General features: G+C 63.5%; 21 protein-coding genes. 10 read left to right on the top strand and 11 right to left on the bottom strand.

What is annotated here, in order from left to right; translation table 11 throughout:
* Positions 1-34 precede the first annotated feature (34 nt).
* Positions 35-361: a hypothetical protein gene (locus tag P0204_RS19190; RefSeq protein WP_276224421.1), complete on the top strand. Its 327-nt coding sequence runs from the start codon at positions 35-37 to the stop codon at positions 359-361.
* Positions 362-1,093: 732 nt separating this feature from the next.
* Here P0204_RS19190 and P0204_RS19195 read toward each other — a convergent pair.
* The 5 genes from P0204_RS19195 to P0204_RS19215 form a co-directional block, all read right to left on the bottom strand.
* The gene (locus tag P0204_RS19195) at positions 1,094-2,143 is read right to left on the bottom strand and encodes a single stranded DNA-binding domain-containing protein (protein ID WP_276224424.1); all 1,050 of its coding nucleotides are present in this window, start codon (positions 2,141-2,143) and stop codon (positions 1,094-1,096) included.
* A 1,223-nt stretch (positions 2,144-3,366) separates the two neighbouring features.
* On the bottom strand, positions 3,367-3,816 hold the full coding sequence (locus P0204_RS19200) for an HVO_A0114 family putative DNA-binding protein (RefSeq protein WP_276224425.1): 450 nt from the start codon (positions 3,814-3,816) through the stop codon (positions 3,367-3,369).
* 22 nt (positions 3,817-3,838) lie between these two features.
* A complete protein-coding gene (locus tag P0204_RS19205) occupies positions 3,839-4,177 on the bottom strand; it encodes a toxin-antitoxin system TumE family protein (protein ID WP_276224426.1) in 339 nt (112 codons plus the stop codon).
* A gap of 680 nt (positions 4,178-4,857) precedes the next feature.
* Positions 4,858-5,241: a halocyanin domain-containing protein gene (locus P0204_RS19210; protein ID WP_276224428.1), complete on the bottom strand. Its 384-nt coding sequence runs from the start codon at positions 5,239-5,241 to the stop codon at positions 4,858-4,860.
* Positions 5,242-5,404: 163 nt separating this feature from the next.
* Positions 5,405-6,859 carry a sulfatase family protein gene (locus tag P0204_RS19215; protein ID WP_276224429.1) on the bottom strand — a complete coding sequence of 485 codons (1,455 nt, stop codon included), beginning with the start codon at positions 6,857-6,859 and terminating at the stop codon, positions 5,405-5,407.
* Positions 6,860-7,107: 248 nt separating this feature from the next.
* On the opposite strand from P0204_RS19215, the gene P0204_RS19220 reads away from it, so the two are divergent.
* Positions 7,108-8,427, top strand: coding sequence for a sulfatase family protein (locus P0204_RS19220; RefSeq protein WP_276224430.1), 1,320 nt, complete (start codon positions 7,108-7,110; stop codon positions 8,425-8,427).
* Positions 8,428-8,540: 113 nt separating this feature from the next.
* Here P0204_RS19220 and P0204_RS19225 read toward each other — a convergent pair whose 3' ends face one another.
* The 3 genes from P0204_RS19225 to P0204_RS19235 are packed head-to-tail and all read right to left on the bottom strand — an operon-like array spanning position 8,541 to position 12,536.
* Positions 8,541-10,556 (bottom strand): beta-galactosidase, encoded by a 2,016-nt coding sequence (locus P0204_RS19225; protein ID WP_276224431.1) that lies wholly within the window; start codon positions 10,554-10,556, stop codon positions 8,541-8,543.
* A gap of 2 nt (positions 10,557-10,558) precedes the next feature.
* Positions 10,559-11,617: a TrmB family transcriptional regulator gene (locus P0204_RS19230; protein WP_276224432.1), complete on the bottom strand. Its 1,059-nt coding sequence runs from the start codon at positions 11,615-11,617 to the stop codon at positions 10,559-10,561.
* Positions 11,610-12,536 (bottom strand): hypothetical protein, encoded by a 927-nt coding sequence (locus P0204_RS19235; RefSeq protein ID WP_276224435.1) that lies wholly within the window; start codon positions 12,534-12,536, stop codon positions 11,610-11,612. The genes P0204_RS19230 and P0204_RS19235 overlap by 8 nt, the downstream gene beginning before the upstream one ends.
* A gap of 110 nt (positions 12,537-12,646) precedes the next feature.
* Here P0204_RS19235 and P0204_RS19240 point away from each other — a divergent pair, with 110 nt between their 5' ends.
* From P0204_RS19240 to P0204_RS19270, 7 genes are all read left to right on the top strand, one after another.
* The gene (locus P0204_RS19240) at positions 12,647-14,008 is read left to right on the top strand and encodes an extracellular solute-binding protein (RefSeq protein WP_276224437.1); all 1,362 of its coding nucleotides are present in this window, start codon (positions 12,647-12,649) and stop codon (positions 14,006-14,008) included.
* A 12-nt stretch (positions 14,009-14,020) separates the two neighbouring features.
* Positions 14,021-14,992, top strand: a complete 972-nt coding sequence (locus tag P0204_RS19245; RefSeq protein ID WP_276224439.1) for a carbohydrate ABC transporter permease — start codon at positions 14,021-14,023, stop codon at positions 14,990-14,992.
* Between the two features lie 3 nt (positions 14,993-14,995).
* Entirely contained in the window at positions 14,996-15,895 is a 900-nt protein-coding gene (locus P0204_RS19250) for a carbohydrate ABC transporter permease (RefSeq protein ID WP_276224441.1), read from the top strand.
* 4 nt (positions 15,896-15,899) lie between these two features.
* Positions 15,900-17,045 (top strand): ABC transporter ATP-binding protein, encoded by a 1,146-nt coding sequence (locus P0204_RS19255; protein WP_276224442.1) that lies wholly within the window; start codon positions 15,900-15,902, stop codon positions 17,043-17,045.
* Positions 17,038-19,041 (top strand): amylo-alpha-1,6-glucosidase, encoded by a 2,004-nt coding sequence (locus P0204_RS19260; protein ID WP_276224443.1) that lies wholly within the window; start codon positions 17,038-17,040, stop codon positions 19,039-19,041. The genes P0204_RS19255 and P0204_RS19260 overlap by 8 nt, the downstream gene beginning before the upstream one ends.
* A complete protein-coding gene (locus P0204_RS19265; RefSeq protein WP_276224444.1) occupies positions 19,038-20,567 on the top strand; it encodes a sulfatase family protein in 1,530 nt (509 codons plus the stop codon). Before P0204_RS19260 ends, P0204_RS19265 begins: the two co-directional genes overlap by 4 nt.
* Before the next feature lie 85 nt (positions 20,568-20,652).
* The gene (locus P0204_RS19270) at positions 20,653-21,663 is read left to right on the top strand and encodes a formylglycine-generating enzyme family protein (protein ID WP_336406480.1); all 1,011 of its coding nucleotides are present in this window, start codon (positions 20,653-20,655) and stop codon (positions 21,661-21,663) included.
* A gap of 194 nt (positions 21,664-21,857) precedes the next feature.
* On the opposite strand, the gene P0204_RS19275 is transcribed toward P0204_RS19270, so the two are convergent.
* From P0204_RS19275 to P0204_RS19285, 3 genes are all read right to left on the bottom strand, one after another.
* Complete coding sequence (locus tag P0204_RS19275; RefSeq protein WP_276224446.1) at positions 21,858-22,274, bottom strand: PIN domain-containing protein; 417 nt, start codon at positions 22,272-22,274, stop codon at positions 21,858-21,860.
* 8 nt (positions 22,275-22,282) lie between these two features.
* Complete coding sequence (locus tag P0204_RS19280) at positions 22,283-22,513, bottom strand: hypothetical protein (protein WP_276224447.1); 231 nt, start codon at positions 22,511-22,513, stop codon at positions 22,283-22,285.
* 107 nt (positions 22,514-22,620) lie between these two features.
* Positions 22,621-22,788, bottom strand: coding sequence for a hypothetical protein (locus P0204_RS19285; RefSeq protein ID WP_276224449.1), 168 nt, complete (start codon positions 22,786-22,788; stop codon positions 22,621-22,623).
* Between the two features lie 847 nt (positions 22,789-23,635).
* Between P0204_RS19285 and P0204_RS19290 the strand changes: the two genes are divergently transcribed.
* Entirely contained in the window at positions 23,636-25,621 is a 1,986-nt protein-coding gene (locus P0204_RS19290) for an MGH1-like glycoside hydrolase domain-containing protein (protein ID WP_276224451.1), read from the top strand.
* The last annotated feature ends 36 nt before the right edge of the window (positions 25,622-25,657 follow it).

Consider the following 25,657-nt stretch of genomic DNA (forward strand, 5'->3'; position numbering starts at 1 on the left):
GCGACAGCTCCCGGAAGATCGCATTGTCCCGCCAATGGAACTGATCAGCCCAGTCGTCGAGCAAGTGATCGAGATCGCTCGCGAACAGCTCGAGCGTCCTATCAAAGTCAGACTGTGGACCTGGGAAGACGGCGAGTTTCAGGTCCGAGTGAAACACTGGTATCCAGCAGGCTCAGAGAACCGCTACGGGTACGAGGCCGTCATCCAGTACCACAGCCGAAGCGAGGAAGTCGAAGGCGTCCTCGTCGAAGAGGATACGATCGACGACGAAAAAGAGCGGCTCCTGAAACAGACCGTCGCACACATCCCCGACCCAGTCCCACGAAAAAATGAAGACGGTTCGTCAGCTACTGCTCCTTGACCACCGTACGGTGGCAATCCTCACAGAGCTGGTCGAACGATTCACCGCGGTCGGCATCGTAGAAGGAACCAGACCGAAACCGAACCCCATCCAGTTCGGTGATGAAGGTGTCCTTACATCGAGGGCACTGAATTTCTCCCAAATCTATCACCTCCTGACGACCCTGAGATGGCCGCCACTCGCCTGCGGCCGCACAAAATCCACGCCGGCGAGCAGCGGGACAGGAGCGCTCCCCCGACGCTTAACCAACATACCCGCGATCACCCGACCCAACGTTGGTTAAGACCGGCGCAACCCCCACCCGCGTCCAGATCTCAACGAACCAGCCACGAATGTGGTTCCCGTCTCCCTCCCAGCGGTCGGCGGGGATCGCGCGAAACCTCGTGAGCACGATGGACCGACCGCGAGGCGCGTGACCGCGCCGAGCGCAGCGACCCGTCGGCGCTGCGCGTGAGACGCGCCACCCGAACTGACCACCCCCGTCGCCCGGCTGGCTGGCCCAGGCCGACGTCCACCCAGCCGTCCGTCGCGACCAGCACCCGGCCAGACTGACCCACGTCGAGCGCGGTCGCTGGCGGCTGCCCAGTCCGTGCGCGCGGTTGTCTCGCCGCCGCCCCGGCCTGCCGGTGGGCGGCGGCGAGGCCGCGTGCGCGAGGTGGCTCCGCGCCGACGGGGGTGAGGACCGCTCCCCCACCAGGCCAGTCGTCGAGGCGAGGCGAGGAACTCCCGCGATTAGTCCGAGAGCGTCACCTCAACAGCATTCTCCATGTCGACGTGGGAAATCCACTGGTGGGTGTCACTCTCAGCGTCCCACGGTGCCGTCCGCGGGCTGTCACCCGAACAGCCCCACGAGGCCCGTCGGTCACCCGTCGGGGCCGGGCCATCGCCGTCTTCGAGGATGCACATGGTCGACTTGCTCGTGACTGCGACGGTCGTGGTACCACGGTACTCGCCGGGCTTGCCCGCGTAAATCCGCACCCGATCGCCTTCGTGGAGCGTGCGGACCATGGTGCCGTGGAGAGCCTTGTCCCAGACGGTGAGTTTACAGCTCGTGCCGGCGTCGTCTTCGAGGTACAGAACTTGGTACTGGTTCCGACTGGCCGGCTCCTCGATGATGTGGGTGACTTCTCCCTCGACAGTCACCTCACCGCCGTCTGCGTCGACTTCCGCGAACGGGACCGGCGAGTTCATGCTGTCGCGAGCGGCCATCAGCGCGTCGAGTTCGCCGTCTAGGGGACTGCCACCGCTGGCCACCGTCTCAGCGATACAGCGCCCCGCTGCGGCGCTTGTGATGGTCGTCTGGCGAGCCACCCGACGGGCGCGTTCGTTGACCTCCGCGAGCGTCTCGGCGTCCATCTTCTCGCGGGGGTCCGTCTGGCGCGTGGCGATGTCCGGGTGATCGAGGTCCGTGTCCGCGTCGGTCAGCTGGCGGCTGGACCGAGCGCGTTCCACACCGTCGGCGTGTGCCGCGTGTGCCGTCTCCCGGTGCCGTACCTGTTCAGCTTCCTCGCCAAGCCGTTGCTCCTGGGCGGCCAACGTCTCGCCGTGGCGACGGTTCGGGCCGACCTCTGTGTCTCGCGTCCAGTCGTAGTCGTTCTGACGCTCGTAGAAGTTCCCGCGAGAGTCGAGGCCCCGGTTAGGCCGGTAATCGAGTTCGTCGCCGTTCTCGGTCTCTGCGACCTGCTGAAGCAGATGCTCAGGGCCGTCAACACGCGCACTAAGCTGGATCGTCTGGTCAACGTCTGCCGATGCCTTCTTACCGCTCGAATTGCTAGCGTACATTGTCTTCTGGGTTCCTACGAGAAGACACTTGCCGGGTGCTGCTACACCCGGTTTCCTGCGACACGAAACCGCTTCGTGAGTGCCGCGTGTCTCGTGCCTTCCCGTACATAAGGCTATGGGTGCCTACCACTTAAAGACTGTGGTTGAATGGCTTCGCTTCAAGTACAATATTCGGATATCTTAGTGGTGTCTGCGCGGCTTTTAGGTTTTCTCGTTTCATCCCGAAATAGCATATAAAAGCCAGTGCTTGGTTGACATCCCGGCGGGTGGGGGATATCTTGTGCGGTCGCGGTTGAGCCAGCATCCCGCGCGGCCAAGCGAGTGCCGGATGCCGAAAGCCCGGAATGGCGCTCGGGCGGTGCTGAGAGAGCGCCACATGCCCGTGAACGGAGGAGCAACAGAGAGCCGCCAGCGTCGGCGGCAGGGCGTCGATGCCGCCAAGGCTGACTCCGGTCAGCCGCCGGCGGATCGGCGGCCTGCCGTCGTAAGCAAGACTCTCCGCCGCGACGTGCTCGTTCCGGCGAGGGAGCGCAGGCCAAGCGGGTTCCTCGTTCAGAACCGTGCGCGAGAAACGCGCGCGCCGTCTCCGCCGTACTGTGCTGTCGCGGTACTGTTGCGGACGGGTGGGACTGAAAGGGGCTCGCCGCTGGCGCTTGCTGTGGTCGGGTCAGCGACCCACTGTCGCGCGCGGTTTGCGCGATATGTCGCTGAGCGACCGCCAGCGGCGTGGGGCTTTCAAGGTATGCTGCTGGCCCGACTGCCTCGTCGACGTCGTCCTGGAAGCCCTGGCTCCTGCAGTAGTCCCGACGGTCCCACCGCCGTCAGAAGTGAGAGTTGTCCCGTCCCCAGCAGTCGTCCCGACAGATCACGGAGTCCCGACAGACCCAGCAGTGCCACGAGCGCTCCTCGTGCCAGCAGTCCCGGTCCCGCCTGGACCACACTCCCCGTCGTTCCCGATCATCCCTACGCCGGCCTCGCCATCCCACCGCCGCCGACAGACAGCCGCCCAGCGGCGGCTGCGCGGCCAGCAGGCGATACCCAGCCACCCGGCCTACCCAGCCCGTCAGTCCCACGTCGATACACGCCGTGCTCTCGCCTGCTGCACCCGGCTGCCAGCCCCACGCCAGTTATTATTCGGCCAGCCTCTTCTGCTTCCTCGCTGCGAGACAGAGTGTACGTGGCGAGCGCTGCTGCAACCGCCCTATCAAGCCCCAGTCGTACTCCTATGGCGCTGCGGCCGCTGTATCGCCTGATTCGGGATCAAACGGGAGATTGATCACGAGTTCGTCGAACCAGACGACTGGGCGCTTGCTCTGTCCGTCTTCCTCAAAGAAGATGATTCCCAGCTTAGCAAGTCGACTGAGTTCCTCGTGGACATTTTTGATGTCTCGGTCCACAACTCGGGCAGTCTCGTTGATGCTAGATGGTTCTTCTCGGCGAACAGCTTCGATAAGTTCGAGGACACGCGGCGTCAGCGTCTCCATGAGATCGTCGTAGCTGGTGAACGACAGCGTCGGCGTCGCGTCCACTGAATCACCGTGTTCCAGTGACTTGATGTCGTCAGTGACGTCGTCGTGAAACTCGTCGGACGAGTTGACTGTCGCGACAAGCGTCGACGCAGCCCGAAGCTGTTCACGTTCCATCGGATGCAGCGGTGGCGTTGATTCGTTCATGGGTATCACCGTGGTGATGGTCTCATTTGACCTCGATTTCGGATTTCGGAATCTCGCTCCAGAACCGTTCCCAGAGTTCGACCATTCCCGGGAACTCGATGATCGCTGGTTCTGTCTCGGGCGCAACGTGGAGTTCGTGGCCTTTTGTGTCCTCGTGCGAGTTGTCGTACCGACGAATCGTCCCATCCTCAAGCGTACGGGGCGGATCTGGCTCTGTTGTGCCGTAATGGAGCTTGTAGGCCCACCCCGACGGGTACGCACCGCGGTCAGTCCGCATGCAGAACACACGGACGACAGTCCCGTCAGGGTACTTCTGCCCCTTGCTTATGCCATCGAGGTCATCATCGGTCAGCGAGCCCATCCTCAGCCATTGGTTTGTAGGCCAATGGAATAACTCTATTGGTCGCTATACCAATAGTGGCGCCAGACTCGATACAACACCAGCTGCTCGACTGCCAGCGGCGTGGGGCTTTCACGATGTGCTGGGCCGACTCCCGCGTCGATGTCGTCCTGGAAGCCCTGGCTCCTGCAGTAGTCCCGACAGTCCTGCTATTACCATGAGTGAAAATCGTCCCGTCCACAGGAGTCCCGACAGACCCAGCAGTGTCGAAAGAGTCCGTCATACCAGTGGTTCCAGTCCCATCGAAACCATCCCAGTCGCGATACCCATCCGTCCCTGTACCAATCCCATCCACCCAACCGACGCCGGCGACAGACAGAGAGCCGCCCAGCGGCGGCTGCGCGGCCAGCAGGCGACACCCAGCAACCGACCTACCCAGCCCGGCCCGTCAGTCCCGCGCCGACACACGCCCTGTGCTCGGCCGCTGCACCCGGCTGCCAGCCCTACGACGGTTCCAATCGGAGAGTCGGGCCGCTTTGCTCGGCCGTCTGGCCCACGGGAGAGCGACCGACTGCCAATGCCAGTGCAGTCGTATCTATCGTCACCGCAGTCAAACACAGAACAGGTGTTCCGTTGATCGGACAAGACAAGCGCCGACAGCAGGTTACAACTTAGAAGGGGCCGTAACCCGGAACCCGGTTTCAGACGACCTCGATTGCGCCGAGCATCCCGCTCCCTTCGTACACCTCACAGATGTAGAACTGGAGGTCAGTGTTACCGAACAACTGGGAAAACGTCGTGTCGGTGTCGTCCGTGGGGTCACTGCTGTCGAAGTCGGAGCTTGAATCCTCTGACGAGACGACGTTGTGCCTGCCGCCCATCGATTCCCAGTTGACGATCATCCCGGCGTCGATACGGAGTGCCGGGGGATCAAACACCAGGCCGCCGCCGACGCCGACAGTGACCGAATCTTGGCCGGTCGCGTCCCGGATCGTCCCCTCGTACCCGTTAGCATCCGAGAGGAACGAATCGATCGCGGACGGCACCTCAGATTTCATGCCGCTCGACATACTGGCACTGTCCATACTCTCGGTATCCGCCGAGACAACCAGATCGGAGGCGGTGTCAGCGGGTTCGTAGTCGGGGGAGAGGCAGCCGACGGCAAACGCGAAGTACCCAGTAACGACCAGCCTCGGACACAATACCTCCGCCAGGACGGGGCACGTATCCGGCGACCGGCGAACCGTCTCACCAGCTCCCCAGCCGCTCGGGCAGCGGATCGACCGTCCCGGCTATCCGGTCGGCAAGCGTCCCAAGCAACCGGGCTTTTGTTTCGGCAAGTTCCGGGTCAGCCCAGCGGTTGCGCCGCTCGACCGGGTCTGTGGCGAGGTCGTACAGTTCCCCGTCATCCGTATCGTGGTGGGTAACGAGCTTGTACCGGTCGGTCCGGACCATCGTCGCGTTGACTCGAGGGTCGGTGTGCCGTTTCGTGGCGTCGTAGAACTCACAGTAGACGGATTCCCGGTGTGGTCGGGTCGGAGTGGTCCCGTCAGTCCTGACAAGGGGCCACAGAGAGCGTCCCTGCATCCCCGCGGGTTGCTCTAGCCCGGCTGCCGCGACCAGTGTGGGTGCCAAGTCAGTCAGCGCCACGAGGTCGTCGACGATGTCTCCCTTGTGGACGGTTCCAGGTTGTGAGATGATCAATGGCACCCGCACGGCCGGCTCGTAAAAGTACGGCCCTTTCTTGTAGATACCGTGGTCGCCCAACATCTCGCCGTGGTCGGCGGTGAACACGACGATCGTGTCCGACCGCTGGCCGGTCGCGTCAAGTTCGGCCAGCAACCGGCCCACTTGGTCGTCGACGAAGTCGATCATGGCGTAGTAGGCGGCCCGGACGAGGCGGTGTTCGTCGGCACTCATGTTCGCTCCTTCGAGCCGACCAGTGTGAGCGGCCTCGTGCTGGACGGCGGGCTTGTCGTCGAGTTCTCCGGGTGCGTAGTTCGGCGGCGGGAGGTCGTCGATTCGATCGACGTACTTCTCCAAGTAGGCCGCGGGTGGGTCGAACGGGTGGTGAGGATCGAAGTAGTTCAGCGAGAACAGCCACGGATGATCTGCGTCGGCCCCCGTCCGGACGTACTCGATTGCGCGGTCGGTACACCACGCTGTCTGGTGGTTGTCGGGCGACATCGACGTTTCGACGTAGGATGACCCCTCGTAGGGCGTCCGTTCGAAAGACTCTCCCCGGCCCCGGAGCCACTGGCGGTACTGATTGTCTGGCGAATCGTCCCCCGGCATCGGTGACCAGTGGACCGTGCCGTAACCGTCGTCAAGCGAGCGGGCTGGTTCACGGGTGGTTGCGTCCGTGTTGTCGTCGGGATTCGTCGGCGAGAGGTGGAGCTTTCCGGCTAATCCGCAGCGGTAACCGGCCTCAGACAGGTGTGTGGTGACGAGGCGTTCGTCGCGAGGCATCGGCTGGCCATTCTGCCGGCAGCGGGTCGTCCGCGGATACCGTCCAGTCAGCATACTGGCGCGGCTCGGCGTACAGACCGGCGACTGGCAGTAGGCCCGTTGGAACCGGATCCCCTCGCCCGCCAGTTCGTCAAGATGAGGCGTGTCGATGTGGTCGGCCCCGTAACAACCCAGCGTGTCCCAGCGCTGCTGGTCGGTACAGATCCAGAGGATGTTCGGTCGGTGATCGGGCACGATTCACCACCTCTCCCCCGGATGCCTGTGTAGTAGCGTTCCGTGGGATGGACGGATGCGGGCGCACATGCCAGTATGCACATCGCGGGGACAAGGTAAGCGTTCGTCCACGCTCAATCGTGGTCGCTCCGAGCGCCGGACCACTGTCTCTCGTCTCGGAGCGGGGCTCGCGGGGGAGTTCAGGAGGAGACTGGCCACGTCCTCGCGTGGACCAAGACTTTCCCCCCTCCATGGTATCTGTTCACACTGTGAGCGACGACAGTCCTCCCAACGTCCTCGTCGTCCTGACCGACCAGCAGCGCTGGGACACCGTCGGTGCCTACGGGAACCCGATGGAGTTGACCCCGACCGTCGATGCGATGGCCGACGAGGGGACATTGTTCGAACAAACGATCTCCCCGCAGCCGCTGTGTGCGCCGGCTCGGGCGTCGATCCAGACGGGTCAGTACGCCACCGACCACGGGGTCTGGAAGAACGGAATCGAACTACCCGACGCGGCCCACCTACTCGGGAGACAGTTCGCCGAAGCGGGGTACGACACAGGCTATATCGGTAAGTGGCACCTCGCCACGACTGGGACCGACCCGGTCCCGCCTGACGCACAGGCGGGCTACGACTACTGGCGGGCGGCCGACATCCTGGAGTTTACCTCCCACCCGGAGGAAGGGTACGTCTACAATGACAACGGGGAGCGCGTCGACTTCGACGGGTACCGCGTCGACGCGATGACCGAGCACGCACGGATGTTCCTAGAACGTGACCGGGACCGACCGTTCTTCTGCGTTCTCTCCTATCTGGAACCACACCACCAGAACGACATGGAGGCCTACGTCGCCCCGGAGGGATACGCCGACCGCTACGCCAATCCCTGGGTGCCCCCCGACCTGGAGGGGGTCCCAGGCGACTGGTACGAGTCGTTGCCGGACTACTACGGCATCTGTCGGCGCATCGACGAGTGTGTGGGTGACCTGCTGGAGACGTTAGCCGGGCAGGGGGTTCGCGACGACACCATCGTCGTCTTCACCGCCGACCATGGCTCGCATTTCCGGACCCGGAACGAGGAGTACAAGCGCAGTTGTCACGAGGGGTCTGTCAGGGTCCCGCTGGTCGCGACGGGTCCGGGCTTCGCGGACTGCGGCCGCGTCTCGGAGCTGACGAGTCTGCTCGACCTCCCGCCGACGCTGCTGGACGCGGCCGGCATCGACCCGCCCGAGGAGATGGCCGGCCGGAGCCTGCTATCGCTGCTCGACGACGTGCCCGATGACTGGCGCGACGAGGTGTTCATACAGATCAGCGAGTCCGCGCTCGGGCGTGCGCTGCGGACGGATCGCTGGACCTACGGCGTTTACGATCCGGACGCAGCGGGGACCAACAGTCCCGCCAGCGAAAGGTACCGGGAGCGATACCTCTACGACCTGCGGGCCGACCCCTATCAGCGGGTGAACCTGGTAGGTCACGACGACTACGCGGCGGTCGCGGACGAACTTCGAGAGCGGCTGGCCGACAGTATCGCAACCGTTGAGGGGGACCGACCGACTATCGAACCAGCTACGCATCAGCACTTCTGAGCGGAGTTGGTGTCCCTCTCGGCGGCGCGCTCGTCGCGGGCCCGAACTGCTCGTGTCGGTGTCGTCCCGGCCGAGCGGCATCCTGCGTTTCTGTCCGACCGTCGGCACCGCGCTCAGTCGGGCAAGTCCGTGGCGGCCACCCCGAGTTCGGTCGCGTCGCCCCGACCGACAAGGTAGTCGTACCCGCCGAGGGGGGTCCGCCCGACGACCGGGTCACCCGACAGCCTGTCGACCCGGACTCGGTCAGATGTGAAGTTCGTCACGAAACAGTGGTCGCCGCGCTGGGCCACCCGGACGCCGTCCGGCAACGGTTCGTCTCGGTGTGGGACGCCCGCCCTCGACAGCAGGTCCGTACAGACGGTGTCGGCCAGCCGCCGCTCGGGCCAGACGCCCACGTAAGTCACTGCTCCCTCACCGACCTCGTGGATGGTGATGGCAGCCGAACCGGACCCGGCGCCGTCGGGGTAGGTTCCGACGATCCTGGCTCCTTCGCTTTCGAGCCACTCGCCCCACGTCCGGTAGTCGTAGGACTCACCGCGGTAGTGGACCGTCGTGTCGACGGTATCGGGGATTGTCTCATGTTCCGTGACGGTCGCGCCGACAAGCGACCGGAGCGGACCCGGACGCGGGGTCTCGTGGACCCGGTTGTGCGGGGTCTTGAATCCGGCGCGGACTGTGAGCAGGAGGGTCCCGCCGTCCCGAACATACGACTCCAAGTGGTCGGCTCTCCCGTCGCTGACGAGGTACAGGGTTGGGGCGACAGCGGCGTCGTATCCGTCAAGGGAGTCCGCCGGGTGGCGGATGTCCACCGTGACCCCACGCGCCTGAAGGGCGTCGAAATACGTCCGCAAGTGCGTCCAGTAGTGGAAGTCCGGCGCGTGGGGCTGTTCCCGGAGCGCCCAGGCGTTCTCGTAATCATGGAGTACTGCGACGCTCGCTTCAGGCTGCGGGAGCGAGGGGAGCGCACGTATGTCGTCGGCGGCCACGGTGGCGTCGTCGTACCCGCGGTCAGGCTGGCCGGCGTGGTTCAGCAGGCCGCTGTGGTACTGCTCTTGTCCCTGTGAACAGGCACGCCACCGGAAATAGACGACCGTGTCGGCTCCGTGACCGGTCGCGTGCAGTGCCCAGAGGGACATCGCACCCTCACCGGGCTGGGGGTTCGTTGGCGACCAGTTGATGTCGCCGGGCTGTTGTTCCATCACCCAGAACGGCTCCGTAGTGGCCCCGCGACAGAGGGCGTGGTTCAGGGCGAGTTCGTCGGGGTCGCCGGCCCGGAGTTCGTCGACCGTCGCAGGCTCGTCTTCGCGGGTCTGGACGAACCCGGTCGGGTAGGAGTCCCAAGATAGGAAGTCCACAGTCTCGCCCAGCGCATGGAGGTCTAGTTCCTCGAACTGCCCCATCGTGTTGTGGGTCAACGTCCAGCCGTCGTTGGCCTCGCGGAGGAGGGCCGCCTGCAACGCGTTGTACTTGACGACGCTCCGACTGGCAAAGCGGGCGTAGTCGAGCAACAGCGAAGGGTGGTGGGCCGACGGCGTCGGTCGCGGGGGTTCGACGGCGTCAATGCTGTCGTACTGCTGGCTCCAGAACGCAGTCCCCCACGCCTCGTTGAGTGTCGCCGCGTCGTCGTAGTGCTCCCGGAGGAACGTCCGGAAGGCCTCGGCACACTCGTCGCAGTAACAGCGGACCGTCCCGTGACAGCCGTACTCGTTGTCGATCTGCCAGCCTACGACGACGTCACGGTTGGCGTACCGCTCGGCCAGACGGCTGACGACGCGCTCCGTCTCAGCGCGGTAGGCCGTGCTGTTGAAACAGTACTCCCGCCGGCTGCCGTACCCCTCGACTGTGCCGTCCTCGGCCACCCGTCTGACGGACGGCCGCTCGTCGACGAGCCACTTCGGTGGCGTCGCCGTTGGGGTACAGAGCAGCGCCTCCCGGTCGTGATCAGCCAGCAGATCGAGCACCGTATCGAGCCACGCGAAGTCAAACTCCTCGCGTGCGGGTTCGAGTCGACCCCACGCGAACTCGCCGAGCCTGACGGTCTCGATACCGGCCTCGGCCATCCGTTCGACCGCACCCTCCCACGTCGACTCGTCCCAGTGTTCCGGGAAGTAGCAGACACCGACGGTCATGGTCAGAGTCGGGTGATCTCGACGCCTTCGGCGGCGATGTCCTCGATGGTCGCCTTCCAGCCTCCGACGGTGACGGTGCCGTCGTCCGTCGCGACCGTCAGCGACACCTCCTGTGGGACCGCGACGCTGTAGTCGACATCCGTCGGACCGGCGATCTCGTAGTCGACGATCTCACCCTCCCAGGACCCCTGTCGGTGTCGTTCCGTGTGGGTCCCGCGGACGGTGGCGTAGAGGTCGGTACCGGCCTCAAACTCCGATTCGAGGTCGTTGATGGCGTGCCAGGGATCAAGGTAACGCCGCGCTCCGTCGCTGCCCTCCTGGACAACTGTCGAGGCGGGCCAGATCTGCTCGCTGTAGTTCTGGAACAGGAGCACGAGGTTTCGCTCCTGGGTGATAATATACGGCTGGCCCGACCGGGCCGGGTGTTTGCTACTGAAGACGCCGTAGCTCCGATCCGCCGCAATGAACGTGTCGGCGGTCGCCCGGTGGCGCACCCGCAAGCGGTCGTCGAAGTCCGTCCCGGAGACGATAGTCTCGTCGCCGAGCAACAGCAGCCTGACTGTGACGTTCCTGTCCAATGCGTCTTCGATGTCTGATCGGAGGTTGGGGTAGCGAGTCACGTTGACCGAGAGCGTGAGCCACCACTCGGCGTCGGCGATGGCCTGCCGTGCGTGACGCATCGCCGAATCCTCGCGCCCGACCATGGTGACGAACGCGTCGGGGTTCTCCTCGGTTCGGTGGTAAACGCTCTCCAGCTCCGAAACAGCCGTCGACACCGTCTCCGAGAGGTCGTCGATCCGACGGCGTTTCAGCTGGTTCAGCACCGTCTTCGGCGAGGGGGCCGTGATTTCTTTCCCGCGGGCCTGTGAGTGGACCTCGACCAGTCCCTCGCTCTTCAGGTCGTCGATGACGTCGTAGATCCGGGCCTGTGGCACCCCGGACTCCTCCGCGAGATCGGTCGGCCGGGACCGCCCGAGTTTCACCGCGGCGAGGTAGGTACGGGACTGGTACTCCGTCAGGCCCAGCCCCTGAAGCTCCTCGATAACCCGTGGCTCACTCATCGGTCAGGGGGGCGCGGCGGAGCTCGAAGGCTCCGTCCGCGCGGGCGACCTCGTAGTACGCCTCGTACCCGTCGGCGATCGGTGCCACGTCCAGGTACCGCAGCGTCGCGAACTCGTCAACTCCGGTCGCGGTCCCGGTCGTCGGTGCGGCATACTGGGGTCCGTCGGGGGCCGTGTCGACCACGGCGGCGAGTCGCTCGGCCGTCGCCACCCCCGTCCGCAGGTTCCATGTCTCGCCGTGGTCGGTGTGGCTGCTGCCCTCGTAGAACACCTGCCACGTGGGAGCGTCGGACGCCGGGCGAACGCAGCTAACGCGTGTGTGGTGGTCGTGCCAGTACTGGCGGTCCAACACCGGATTTTCCGGGACACGGGCGAAGGTCTCGCCGTTGACGCTCGTCGCGAGGTGGGCCCGTTCGGAGACGCCGTCGTGGCCCGCGTAGAACATGTAGTAGCGCCCCCCGACCGTCAGCACGTAGGGGTCTTTCACTGTCACTGCGTCCGTGGTCCCGGCCGACGGCGTCAGCACTTCCCGGGTAGTCGCGGGGTCGAGGTCGGCCGGCCGGTCGACGGCATCAAGTCGCTGGATCGTCCACTGGTTGGCTCCGTGGTCGACCGGTACGTACAGCACAAGTCGTCCAGTGTCTGGGGCCGTCGCCATGGCCGGCCGCTCGATGCTGACCACGGCCAATTCGTCGGCTGTCACCGACCACAGCTCTTCCAAGGTGTCGTCGACCCGGTAGATTCGGAGTTCGCGGCCACGCTCCTCAGGCGTCCGCTCACGTACGGCGAGCAGCCGAGTGCCGTCGTAGTCGTGGACACATGGCGCACCGATCCAGTTGCCCTCACCCTCGCCGGGAGGGTTGAGCACCGTTTCGGCCGCCGACTGGTCCAGCGTGGGGTGTGTCGCATACGTACCCATACCGACCCTACTCACATTGGATATATTAGATTTGGGGGTTTTACAACTACTAGAGATAGTTGTTACCCCCTATTATTAAATAGGAAACTATTTCTAATGCATAATGAATCATGTCAGATTCCAGTCCACGGACGGACGTGAAGCGACGCCGGTTCATCAAGGCGGCCGGTGTGACCGGTGTGACCGCGCTTCTCTCGGGCTGTGGTGGCGACAGCGGGGGTGGGACAGAGACCGACGGTAGCGACAATACGGACACTGCGGGCGGCGACGGTGGCACCACGACTGACACGATGACCGCCGAGTCGTTCACGCTAGAGTACGTCGACGTCGACGGCGACAGGGCGAAAGAGCACTTCGCGCCGGTCATCGACGAACTGAACGGTGAGTACGACACCGACATCTCGCTGAACTTCCGAGAGATTCCCTACGGGAACATGCGACAGCAACTCCTCACACGTGTGGGGGGTGGCAACGCGCCAGACGTAGCCGCCATCGACCAGATCTGGCTAGGGTCGTTCTACGAGAGCGGGGAACTGATGTCGTTCAGCGACATGAAGGACGCAGTCAACTTCGACGACTACTTCGCCGGGTTCAAGCCGGCTGTCCAGCAGGAGGGAGATCTGGTCGGGTTCCCCATCACCACTGACGTCCGCGGGATGTACTGGCACAAGAACATGGTCGACGAGGCCGGATTCGACCCTGAGAGCCCGCCAGAGACGTGGTCGGAGTTCTACGAACTGGGCAAGCAGGTCCACAATCCGCCGGAAACCTACGGGACGGGCGTCATCGTCGCTTCCGGTATTTGGAGCGTGCCGCTGTTCAGCGCCGGCGGCCAGTTCCTCAGTTCCGACGGCTCCACGCCACGATTCAACAGTGAGGACGGCGTTCAGGCGGCGTCGTTCTACGACGCCATCTACAACACCGAGGACTTCGGCCCGCAGGAGCCCATCTTCGGCGATCACAACATGCCCCGGGAGTTCATCGGCGGCACCTACGCGACGACACCGGTGTACGGCTCGTGGCTCGATTTCTTCGCCCGGCAAGAGGGGATGTCCAACGAGGAGATCAAACAGCAGTTCGGCTTCGGCCTCACACCCCACCCGGAGGGGGGGCAGCCGGCGACGATGAACGGCGGGTTCGCGTGGGCGGCGTTCAATACCACCGACCGCCCCGACATCGTTCGGGACTTCATGACCCGCATCAGCACCCAGGAGTTCAACCGAAAGATCGCGCGTGTCACCGGCCGCATCCCGACCCGACAGTCGCTGCTCGATGCCAGTGACGTCTGGGAGAATATTCTCTGGTCGGAGACCATCAAGGACATGCTGGAGTACGGTGGCACCCGACCGGTCAGCAACTGGTCGACGGTCAGTTCGGTGCTGAACCCCGAACTCCAGCGAGTCGCCTTCGATCGGGCTGAACCACAGACAGCCCTGGAGAACGCCGCACAGAAGTTCCGGAACCAGGTGTAAGCGCCCGTCCGCATGTCCGATTCAGATCCGACGTATCTCACCGAGTTCGACACCGGTACTAGCACCAGCGAACGGCTCACACGGGCCGAACGGCTCTACGAGGCCATCGACGCGCGGTTGCCTTACCTCATGATCGCGCCGGTGTTCGCCATCGTCTTCGGGCTCATCCTCTACCCAGCGGTCTGGGCGTTCAAGCTCAGTCTCTACGAGGTGAAGATCTACAACCTCGACCAGCAGACGTTCGTCGGTTTCCAGAATTACGTCGAGATATTCAACAACCCACTGTTCTACAAGGTGATGCGAAACAGCGTCGTCTTCGTCGGCGCCAGCGTCGTCGGCCAGGTCGGTATCGGCGCCGTCCTCGCCATCCTGCTGGACCGCTCGTGGCTGGGCGACCGGCTCTCGCAGTTCTTCCGGGCGACGTTCATCCTGCCGTGGGCAACGACAGCGGTCATCGTCGGCTACTCCTGGCAGTTCCTGCTGAACTCACGGGTTGGACTTGTCAACCAGTTTCTGATGTGGCTAGGGTGGGCGAACCCGCCGGCGTGGCTCAACAGTATCGAGTTTGCCATGGTCGGTATCGTCGTGATGAACATCTGGCGCGGGACGCCGTTCTCGCTCATCTTCCAGACGAGCGGTCTCCAGAGCATCCAGGAGTCGTTCTATGAGGCCGCCCGCGTCGGCGGCGCCTCGCGACTGCAGACCGTCCGGAACGTGACGCTTCCCCTGCTTCGGCCCTTCCTCCTGATGAACCTCATTCTCGTGACCCTGTTTACGTTCAACGTCTTCGGGATGATCCTCGTGATGACCGGCGGCGGACCACTCAACGCGACGGAGGTGTTGGCGCTCCACATGTATGAGACGGCGTTCAGCGTCGGCAACTTCGGGAAGGCCAGCGCCCTCGCAGTGTTGTTGTTCCTTTTCAACCTCTGTACAGTGGCGTTCTACCTGAAGGCGTTCGGCGGCATCGAACAAGCGATCTGAACAATGAGTGTCCAACAACGCCTCCTCGAATCACGCTACCGCGTCCGGAACGGAATCGAGTACGCCAGGAAGCACCCCGAAAATGCGCTCCTGCGGGGTGTCGGGTTCGCCGTCCTCGTGAGCGCCACGGTATATTTCCTCGTCCCGTTGTACTGGCTGTTCGTCGCCGCGTTCAAGCCGCCAAACACTATCGGGTTCCCGCCGGATATCGTCCCCTCGACGGTGTCGGCGACGAACTTCCAGACGATCCTCACGCAGACAGAGTTCGTCGGCCAGTATCTCATCAACAGCGTCATCGTCGCCGGCGGATCCGCAATACTCGTCCTCACAATCGCGACGCCGGCAGGCTACGCCTTCTCCCGGTACGACATCAAGTACAAGAACTACCTGATGGTCGCCATCCTGTCCGTCCAGATGATCCCGTTCCTAGCGATGATCATCCCGCTGTACCGCATCTTCTCGATCATCGGCCTGTTGGACACGCTGTTGGTCATCATCATCGTCGCCTCGGCTAACACGATCCCGGTCGGAACGTGGCTGATCAAGGGCTACTTCGACACCGTCCCCGACGGATTGGAAGAGGCGGCCCGCGTCGGCGGGGCCTCGCGGTTCCAGGCGTTCCGCGTCATTATCCCGCTCGCGAAGCCAGCGCTGGGCGCCGTAACAATCTACGCGTTCGTCGGCGCGTGGAACCAGTTCGTCATCCCGCTGACGTTCACCAACAGCGAAGCCAAGTGGGTGTACCCGGTGGCGATCTACCGGTTCATCTCCCGTCAGGGTGTCGTCAACTGGGGGTTGCTGGGGGCGGCCAGCCTCATCGCGATGCTGCCGATCCTCGTACTGTTCGTGACGTTCCAGAAGCAGTTCGTTGCCGGACTCACCGGCGCGGAGTACAAAGGGTGATTCCATGAGTACGATCAGACTCGACAATGTGACAAAGGAGTTCAGCGATGTAACGGCCGTCGACGATGTCGACTTCGAGATAGAGGACAGCGAACTGCTCGTCCTCGTCGGCCCCAGCGGCTGCGGGAAGACCACCTTGTTACGGACTATTACTGGGCTGGAGACCCCAACCGAGGGGGACGTCTACATCGACGAGAACCGCGTGACCGACATCCCGGCCCGCAAGCGGGACGTAGCGCTCGTGTTCCAGAACTTTGCGCTCTTTCCGCACATGAGTGTCTTCGAAAACATCTCGTTCAATCTCCGGATGCAGGGCGACCTCGATGACGGGGAGATCGAGGCCCGCGTCGAGGACATCGCCGAGATGCTCGACATCGACGATCTGCTGCAACGGGACATCAGTGAGCTTTCTGGCGGCCAGAAACAGCGCGTCTCGCTGGGGCGGGCCATCGTCACCAACCCGGCCGCATTCATGCTCGACGAGCCGCTGGCGAACCTCGACGCGAACCTCCGGGATCAGATGGAGACCGAGATCGTTCGGCTCCAGAAACGGCTGGGCATCACTACCGTCCACGTCACCCACAACCAGAGCGAGGCGATGACGATGGGCGACCGCATCGCCGTGATGAACGACGGGGAGATCCAGCAACTCGGCTCCCCAGAGACGGTGTTCTACGAGCCGGCCAACCTCTTCGTCGCCCGGTTCATCGGCAGCCCAACGATGAACCTCGTCAACGCCACCGTCGGGGACGACAGGGTTCGTGTCGGCGGATTCGGCGACGCCACCCTCTCGGTACCGGTCGAAACCGACATCGTCGGCGACCGGTCGGTCGTCCTCGGCGTGCGCCCCGAACACGTCGCGGTCAGGCAGGACGATCCTGGCGGCGGCGAGTGGCTGTCAATGGAGGTCGCCTTCGAAGAGTTCCACGGGGCGAACCGCTACCTGTTTTTTGACCCTCCCGGGATCGAGGAGTTCGTCGCACAGGTCGACTCCAGCGAGAACGTCGGCACCGGCGACCGGGTCAGCGTTCGGCCCGTCCCCGACCAGGTCCACCTCTTCGACCCAGCTTCCGGCGAGCGTATCGACGAGACGGCCGTTGGGGAGTCGAACACGCCCGTTCCGGAGTCACACAAGCAGGACGATGACTGAGGAAGTGCTCGTCGACGGCCATACGTTCCTCGTCACCGATGAGGCGTTCACGCTCGACGGGGCCGGCGGCCTGTTCCACCGTGACACGCGCTACCTCTCCGATCTGGACGTTTCCGTCGAGAACACGGCCCTCAAATCAGTAGGTAGCCACCTAAGGTCGCCGTGGCGACGGCGGGTCACCTACGCTGACGCCGCCTCGACGGTGAACAAGATAGACGAGTCCGCGGAACAGAAACACACGACCCTGGCGCTGACACGGGACCAGGTCGTCGCTGAGGGCCTCGGCCTGGTCGAACGGGTACGTGTCGCCAACCACGCGCGGTCGGCGACGACGCTCAGGCTGTCGGTCGATGTCGATGCCGACTTCGAGAATCTCTTCGAGGTTCGGGGCTTCTCGACGGGCATCGACCGCGAGGTCGAACGTACCGCGGCGGACGACCGAATCAGGTGGCGCTACGACCCGGCGGACGCGAGCGGCGCGACGACGACCGTGTGGTTCGAACCTACCCCGGAAACACTGACTCCCCGCGGTGGGACGTTCAGACTCCCGCTGGCCTCGCAGGCGTCCGCCACGGTGACGATGGCGGTGCTCCCCGACGGGACCGACAGCGTGGCCAAGGGGTCGCTGTTCGACCGCGCGGTCGACGCCGCCGGCGGTCCCTCACTCGGCGTCGACACTGACGCTCTCGGGGAGAGCCGCTACAGGACGGTGTTCGAACGCGCCGTGTCGGACCTGCGCGCGCTCGTGACGGCCACCGACTACGGACCGGTCTCCCTGGCGGGCGTACCGTGGTTCGCGACCGTGTTCGGCCGCGACGCCCTGCTGACGGCGTACAACGCTCTCCCCGTCCTCCCAACGCTGGCGGCCGGGACACTCCGGTATCTCGCTGTCCAACAGGGTACCAGCGAGGACACCTACCGTGAGGAGGCACCCGGGAAGATCTTCCACGAGATCCGGCAGGGTGAACTGGCCGAACGCGGGGAGATACCCCACACGCCCTACTACGGTACCATCGACGCGACGCCGCTGTGGCTGGTCGTCCTCGACGAGACACGGCGTTGGACCAACGACGAGTCGCTCCTCGAGGAGCTTTGGCCGGCCGCCGAACGCGCCGTCGACTGGCTCGAAACCGCGACCGACCGGGGCCGGGACGACCCGTTCCTCTACTACTGCGAGGCAGACAGTACGGGAGTGGTTCACAAGGCCTGGCGGGATACGGAACGGAGCGTCCAGTTCGCCGACGGACGGCCGGCGGACGCGCCGCTCGCCAGCGCCGAGGTACAGGGGTACGTCTACGACGCCTACCGACGGACGGCCGCGATGGCTCGCGAGCGCGGTCAGGAGGCCGACGCCCGCGAGTACGAACGCCGGGCTGAGCGCATCGCCAAATGGTTCGACGCCGATTTCTGGCTCCCCAACCGGGAATACTACGGAACAGCGCTGACCAGCGACGGGCGGGTGGTCGACTCGACGACCTCCAACGTCGGCCACTGCCTCTGGTCGGGAATCGTCGACCCCGACCGGGCGGATGCGGTGGTCGAGACGCTCCTCGACGACGGGTTGAACACGGGCTGGGGGGTGCGGACGATGAGCAGCGAAGACGCTGGGTACAGCCCCGTCTCCTACCACGTCGGGAGCGTCTGGCCCCACGACAACGCCCTTGTCGCCTTGGGAGCCGCCGGCTACGGCTTCCACGAGGCGGCCGAGCGGATCGCGACCGATGTCCTGGAGGCCTGTCGGACCTTCGACCGGCAGCGCGTCCCCGAACTGTACTGCGGGTTCGCCGACGAGACGCCGTACCAGTACCCGTCAGCCTGCGAACCCCAGGCCTGGGGTGCGTCGACACCGCTCGCGCTCCTGCGGGCCCTGTTCGGACTCGACCCCGACGAGGGCATTACTACGGCGCCGTCGTCGGTCGATATCGGCCGTGAGGCCGTCGCCGCTCTCGTCGACGGCGTCGACGTGACCGCCACCGCCAGCGGTGATACGCCGTGAGAGTGCTCCTCATCGATATAGACTCGCTGCGACCGGACCACCTCGGCTGCTACGGGTACGACCGCCCGACCTCGCCCGGTATCGACACCCTGGCGGCAGAGGGCGTCCGGTTCACGCGGGCGTACGCCTCGGACACTCCATGTCTTCCAAGCCGGACGGCACTGGCTGCGGGCCGGTTCGGCGCTCGAACCGGCGTTGTCACCCACTTCGGCGACGGACAGTGGTACGACTACAATGCGAGCGGTCACGACGCTGCCCCGAATGCCCCCCTCGCCTTCCGACACCTCTCACGACACGGCGTGCGGACCGCGACGGTCAGTAGCTTCGGCAGCCACCACTCGGCGTACCACTTCAGCGGCTCGTTTACCGATGCGATCCAGCCGACGACGCGGAAGGACGACGAGACAGCCGTGGACGTGACCCGCGAAGCCACTGCCTGGCTCAACCGCCACGCGACCGACGACGACTGGCTGTTGCACGTCCAGTACTGGGGCGTCCACCACCCGTACCACGACGTGGCCGACGATGTCGAGACGCTCCGGGACGGCGACTGGACACTGGACTGGCCCGACGGTGACGCCCTCGCCGCCCAGCGCGGGATGACCGGTCCCCGCAGCGCGGACCTCTGGCCCACGCCTGACGTCGTCGACGACCCCGACTACGAGGCCCAGTACGGCGACTGGCCGATCCTGGACCGCTTCGAAACGCCCACGGATGTCGTCCACCTCGTCGACGGGTACGACGCCAGCATCCGCAGGATTGACCGCCACGTCAAGCGGCTCCTCGCGGCGCTTGACGAGGCGGGTGTCCGCGATGAGGTGACGATCATCGTCACCGCGGATCACGGCGAGGCGCTGGGAGAACACGGACTCTACGCCGAGCACGGTCTCGCACACCCGCCGACACAACGCGTGCCGCTGATCGTCGCCGGACCGATCGTCACCGATCCCGACCGCACCATCGATGCGCAGGTGTACCAGTTCGATCTAACCGCGACGCTGTGTCCCCTGTTCGACGCGCCGGTACCCGACGGCTGGGACGCCAGGCCGCTGACCGATGCTCTCCGTGACCGCTCGGTCGACGGCCGGAACGCGCTGGTCTGTGGCCACGGCATCTTCACGTTCAGCCGCGCAGTCTACGAGGACGACTGGGCATATATCCGATTGCTCCATCCTGGCGTGTTCTCACATCCGGAGCTGTTCAACGCGCCCGACACCGAGGGGCCAGCTGCCGGCCTCGAACTCCTCCACGACCGCCAGGCGGACCCGCACATGACCGAGAACCTCGTGGCCGACCGGCCGGAGGTAGCCGACCGCCTGCGCGGCCGGCTGGCCGACTGGCGGGACGAGATGCTCGCGACGACGGACGCTGGCGGGACCGATCCGCTCGCTCGGATGGCCGTCGAAAGCGGCCCGTTCTACTACGTTGACCCCGAGGAACTGGCGGCATACTACCGGCGGACTGACCGGAGTGAGCGACAGGTGCGGACAGTCGAACGGGCGCGATCATTCCCGACCGACAGATGATCGGTGGAGCCCGCCAAGCGGACAGGGCGGCCCCGTTCGTGAGCGTGTCGAAACACATTCGTTCGTGGCCTGGTGACACGCCAATATGACCGACGACGATCCGGCCTGCTGTGGTCCGGACCGTGAGTCGGGGCCTCGGCCATCCCGTGACGGCGGCGACGTGACGGGTACCGACACCGCGCGAGAGCGGACGGTTCCCGCCGACGCGGCCGACGAGCGGACCGACGGGATGGTTCGCCTCAACGGCGGGACGTTCACGATGGGGACCGACTCCGGTGAGGGGTTCCCCGAGGACGGTGAGGGGCCGACCCGCGAGGTGACGCTGTCGCCGTTCTACGTTGACCGCCATGCGGTAACGATCGCGGAGTTCCTCGCGTTCGTCCGCGACACGGGGTATACCACCGACGCTGAACGATACGGCTGGTCGTTCGTCTTCACCGACTTCGTCGCCGACGCCGACAGCGGGTACGTCCGCCAGCGGGTCGACGCCGCGCCCTGGTGGGTCGCCGTCGCGGGCACGACGTGGCTCCGGCCCGACGGGCCGAGTTCGAACGTCCTCGACAACCGCGAGCGACTGAAACACCCGGTGACACACGTCTCCTGGCGCGATGCTCGGGCCTATACCGAGTGGGCGGGCAAACGTCTCCCGACGGAGACCGAGTGGGAGTACGCCGCCCGCGGTGGCCTCTCAGGCAAACGCTTCCCGTGGGGCGACGAACTGCGGCCCGACGGCGAGCACCGCTGTAACATCTGGCAGGGGGACTTCCCCAGTCACGACACGGCAGCGGACGGGTATCACGGGACGGCCCCCGTCGATGCCTACGAACCCAACGGCTACGGGTTGTACAACGTCTCGGGCAACGTCTGGGAGTGGTGTGCCGACTGGTTCAGTCCGGACTATCACACGACCGACGACTACAGCCACGTAGATCCCACGGGTCCCGAAGATGGTACCCAGCGTGTGATGCGCGGCGGGTCGTATCTCTGTCACCGGTCATGGTGCAACCGCTACCGCGTCCCTGCCCGATCGAAGAACACGCCCGACAGTTCAACCGGAAACATCGGCTTCCGGTGTGTGGTCGACGCGATGGACTGACGCCGCTCCCTTTCCATCCGGGACACGCCCTGTGCTCGGCTGCTGCTCCCGCCTGCCAGCCCCACCCTGAGAGCGATCGACTGCCAACGCCAGTGTAGTCGTGTCGCTCTCGTCTCCAACCGCGCGCGACTCCGACGTACGCGAGCACTCTCTCAGTCTCTCTTGAAGACACAGGTATGTGGGAGTTATGTGTGTCAGACCGTGTCGAACGAGTTGACCACATCACCTGTGGAGTACCACGTAACGAGGTTCTGTTCACCGAAATCGGAATCATCACTCCAGATAGCCACATCGCTGACGATGGCACACGCCAAATAGAGCACATCATCGGGATCAGTATCACCAATCGCCGCGTCTGCTTCTTCGATGGCTGGATAGAATTCCTCAGCAGGAACGACCTTAATGTACTGAAACAGAAGGTCGATAAACTGTGTCACTCGGTCCGGTTCCATCCCAGATTTCGCCACGATCAGATCTTCGTACTTCTCGATTTCATCGTGGACGAACGCGGGCGTCAAGAGATCCGGGTCGAGCGTAACGATGAGTTCCCGCGTTTTCGAATCAGCGATGAGAGCAGAAATGACAACATTGGCGTCGATTACCAGCTTCATCCGTGCGTCTACTCCGAATTCTCCTCGACACGCGCCCGTCCGCTCTCGTTGATTTTGTTCGCGATTTCCTGCACGTCGCTCTCAGTCAGTTCACTCTCGCTAGTGAGTGTATCCATCATTTCGAGCGCCTCGATCTTCTCCTGGATAGCCTGTCGGGTGACCTCGCTCCAGTTAATTTCCGGGTGGTTGTCCATTCGCTCTTTCAGCGTGTCGTCAACATTGACTGTGATGGTTGGCATACAGAAATCTATGTAAGCACAGAATACTGTGTGTTTCGGTGCAAACCGGTTAAAATAGAGATCTGATGTACACGAGATCGTTCCTTGGAAAAGCGGATCACCGATCCTCAGAGCGCTTCGGGGACATCCTCGACTTCGAGGTGGCCGTTCGCGCACGTCGCCGCGTACCGGCCGACAGTCGCGGTCTCTGTATACTCACCGTCGACACAGGCGACCCGTTCGGACTCGACGATTTCGGCGTTGCACTCCTCGCGCGGGCAGGTGTTCTCAGACATCGTCCCTCACCCGCCGGGGACGCACAAAGCCACGCCAGGCGAGCGGCCCAGCTGCTCCAGCTGGCCTAGGAGCCCGTCCATAGGTTTCTCCGTGGAAAGACGACTGCCACAAAGCGTATTCCAAGACTGCCCAGTGATATGAATCGGGCGGCGGTCCCTGGACATCAGTTCGAAGGGGTACCGTCCGATTGGGACCCGCCCCGTCTGCTAACTGGGGGATACACTGCAGGCTCAGGGGCCTCGATGTTAGGTTCATACAATGACATCAGTGTTACTGCACTGCTTATGTCAACGCATCCATTAGTGTGAGTGCAGTGTCGCTGTAAACTGTCAGAGGCACGCCAGCCGGTTGGGCAGCACCGGCCTGGCTTTCTCCCATTGGTCTTGTTCACCACTAGCCACCTCGTAGCAACGAAACCGGAGCGCTTTCAGACTATACCACCGCTGGGCCCCTCGCCGCGGCTATCCTGCCAGTTCGGACGAAAAATAACATCACCCGAACGGGGACGAACAGTCGCGTGACAAATTTAGAGAATTCTTATCAAAACCTTCCCCGAGGAGTCCAATCGGGCCATGGGCGCCACTGGCACAACGGTTGCGGCGTCCTGGCTAACTGGGGTACACACCACGATCGACGATGGCACACAACGACACATCACACACTGGCAGACAGTATAACCGACGACAGATACTCCAACTCGCAGGGTTGGCGGGTACAGGCTCTGTCCTGACGACAATGATCGGGACTGCACGTGCGGGTCCGTACCCACCAGCAGTTCCCGGCGGGACACACCCTTCGACACTGGACCACAATGGCGTTCCAATAGCGGCACAGCCTGACGCCGATATGGACATCACGCTGTTCGCTGATAACGGCGCCTGGCATGGGTATGCGCTGCCAAGCGAAGACGACACGGACCGACTCGGATCGTTCACTGGCCCACTGTATATTGCCCAAGAGTACGCGTGGTTCCTCAGCGAAGGATTCACGCAACTCTCTCTGGTTGACAAGCAGACGGAGAAAGAGGTTCCATTAGCCGACGCAGAAGCGGATATCGAATCATATCCTGGTCTTCTCGAGCAAGAGTTCACACTGGAGGGACTGACTGTTCGACTTCGCCTCCGGTTCGTGACCGATCGCTCGGCGCTGGTAACAGCTAGGATTGAGAACACTGGCGACACTCCCCGGCAGCTGATGGCAAAGTGGAGCGGGTCACTTCTACCGAATCAGTTCGATGCCCCGTCGCTTACAACAGGACAGAATGGGGTCCGGGTGACTTTCGACCGCGTCCGCGAGACGTGGTCGTACATGACCAGCGGTGAAGAACGATTCGAGGTTACCCACGATGCACCGGTGACGACAACTATCTCTGAGGACAGTTACACAACGACCCGGCAACCACCAATCACTCTCTCCCCAGGCGATACGGAGCAGCTCGCTTGGACGGAGTCGTATACTCTGACCAGCGAAGAGGCGGGTCCAGAGGCCGATAAAACCAAACAAATTCGCTCTCATCCCGACGAGTATATCGGTAGTGTTGAACAACGGTGGGACCGATATCTCGATTCGGTTAGCAATAATACAGTAGACACCTACGAGGAAGTGGGTATCAAAGCGGTCGAGACGCTCATCGGAAACTGGCGGAGCCCGGCTGGAGCCGTCGAATCTGATGGGATGACCCCATCAATCTCGTATAAATGGTTCGCCGGCGGATTCTGGGCCTGGGATACGTGGAAACAAGCCGTCGGCACGGCCCGATTCGATCCTGGGCTGGCGGAACAACTCATGTGGTCGATGTTCGACCACCAGGTGACCGAAGAATCCGAGACGCGTCCGCAGGACGCGGGGATGATCCAGGACCTTATCGCGTACAATACACCCGACAACGGCGGTGGGAACTGGAACGAACGAAACTCAAAACCACCCCTTGCGGCGTGGGCCGCCTGGGAAATATACCAACAGAACAAGAATGTCGACTTCCTCGAAGCGCTGTATCCCAAGTTAGTAGAGTACCACAACTGGTGGTATCGGACGCGCGACCACGACGGAAACGGGATCGCCGAATATGGCGCAACTGTCCATCCATCGAACGACTCAGAAGAAGCAATCGTCACAGCAGCTGCCTGGGAAAGTGGGATGGACAATGCCCCACGGTTCGACGATGCGTCAGTGCTTGAAAACCGGGACAACGGTAACCTCGTGGGGTACTCGCTTGATCAGGAGTCTGTCGATCTTAACTCGTACCTTTACGCCGAGAAACAGTATCTCGCGGAAATCGCGGACACAATCGGACAATCTGCGAGAGCAGATATGTACCGACGCGCGGCCGATGACGTTCGAGGCTATATCCAGACACACATGTTCCACGAGGATACGGGCTTCTTCTATGACATCACGACCGACAAAACGCCACTGATCGAAGCACGTGGTGTCGGCCGCGCGATCGAGGGAGCCATTCCGCTCTGGGCAGGTGTCGCTACTGAGGAACAGGCTGAGGCAGTCGTCGACGTACTGACCGATGAGTCCGAGTTCAACACGTATCTCCCCTTCCCAACCGTGGCACGGTCAGCGCCTGAATTCCACCCGCAGTCCTACTGGCGAGGGAACGTTTGGCTGGACCAAGCGAAATTCGCTATCGAAGGGCTCGAGCGATATGGCTACAGCCAGGTCGCGACAGAGCTTACCAAAAAGCTGTTCCATCACGGTGAGGGCATCCTCGGGGATCGGCCTATCCACGAGAATTACAACCCGCTGACCGGTGAACGGCTGAACTCACCGAATTTTAGCTGGTCTGCGGCCTCGTTGCTGACCCTATCACAGGACTTCCTGTAATAGGATCCAAGTGCGAGGTTCGTCACAAGACGTATC

This window comes from Haloarcula halophila (assembly GCF_029278565.1).
GTDB classification, from domain to species: Archaea; Halobacteriota; Halobacteria; order Halobacteriales; family Haloarculaceae; genus Haloarcula; species Haloarcula halophila.

Excerpts from the sequence above, each read along its gene's own strand:
- P0204_RS19190 (WP_276224421.1), top strand. The coding sequence starts at position 35 with ATGGAACTGATCAGCCCAGTCGTCGAGCAAGTGATCGAGATCGCTCGC.
- P0204_RS19195 (WP_276224424.1), bottom strand. The coding sequence starts at position 2,143 with ATGTACGCTAGCAATTCGAGCGGTAAGAAGGCATCGGCAGACGTTGAC.
- P0204_RS19200 (WP_276224425.1), bottom strand. The coding sequence starts at position 3,816 with ATGAACGAATCAACGCCACCGCTGCATCCGATGGAACGTGAACAGCTT.
- P0204_RS19205 (WP_276224426.1), bottom strand. The coding sequence starts at position 4,177 with ATGGGCTCGCTGACCGATGATGACCTCGATGGCATAAGCAAGGGGCAG.
- P0204_RS19210 (WP_276224428.1), bottom strand. The coding sequence starts at position 5,241 with ATGGACAGTGCCAGTATGTCGAGCGGCATGAAATCTGAGGTGCCGTCC.
- P0204_RS19225 (WP_276224431.1), bottom strand. The coding sequence starts at position 10,556 with ATGACCGTCGGTGTCTGCTACTTCCCGGAACACTGGGACGAGTCGACG.
- P0204_RS19230 (WP_276224432.1), bottom strand. The coding sequence starts at position 11,617 with ATGAGTGAGCCACGGGTTATCGAGGAGCTTCAGGGGCTGGGCCTGACG.
- P0204_RS19235 (WP_276224435.1), bottom strand. The coding sequence starts at position 12,536 with ATGGGTACGTATGCGACACACCCCACGCTGGACCAGTCGGCGGCCGAA.
- P0204_RS19240 (WP_276224437.1), top strand. The coding sequence starts at position 12,647 with ATGTCAGATTCCAGTCCACGGACGGACGTGAAGCGACGCCGGTTCATC.
- P0204_RS19245 (WP_276224439.1), top strand. The coding sequence starts at position 14,021 with ATGTCCGATTCAGATCCGACGTATCTCACCGAGTTCGACACCGGTACT.
- P0204_RS19250 (WP_276224441.1), top strand. The coding sequence starts at position 14,996 with ATGAGTGTCCAACAACGCCTCCTCGAATCACGCTACCGCGTCCGGAAC.
- P0204_RS19255 (WP_276224442.1), top strand. The coding sequence starts at position 15,900 with ATGAGTACGATCAGACTCGACAATGTGACAAAGGAGTTCAGCGATGTA.
- P0204_RS19260 (WP_276224443.1), top strand. The coding sequence starts at position 17,038 with ATGACTGAGGAAGTGCTCGTCGACGGCCATACGTTCCTCGTCACCGAT.
- P0204_RS19270 (WP_336406480.1), top strand. The coding sequence starts at position 20,653 with ATGACCGACGACGATCCGGCCTGCTGTGGTCCGGACCGTGAGTCGGGG.
- P0204_RS19275 (WP_276224446.1), bottom strand. The coding sequence starts at position 22,274 with ATGAAGCTGGTAATCGACGCCAATGTTGTCATTTCTGCTCTCATCGCT.
- P0204_RS19280 (WP_276224447.1), bottom strand. The coding sequence starts at position 22,513 with ATGCCAACCATCACAGTCAATGTTGACGACACGCTGAAAGAGCGAATG.
- P0204_RS19285 (WP_276224449.1), bottom strand. The coding sequence starts at position 22,788 with ATGTCTGAGAACACCTGCCCGCGCGAGGAGTGCAACGCCGAAATCGTC.
- P0204_RS19290 (WP_276224451.1), top strand. The coding sequence starts at position 23,636 with ATGGACATCACGCTGTTCGCTGATAACGGCGCCTGGCATGGGTATGCG.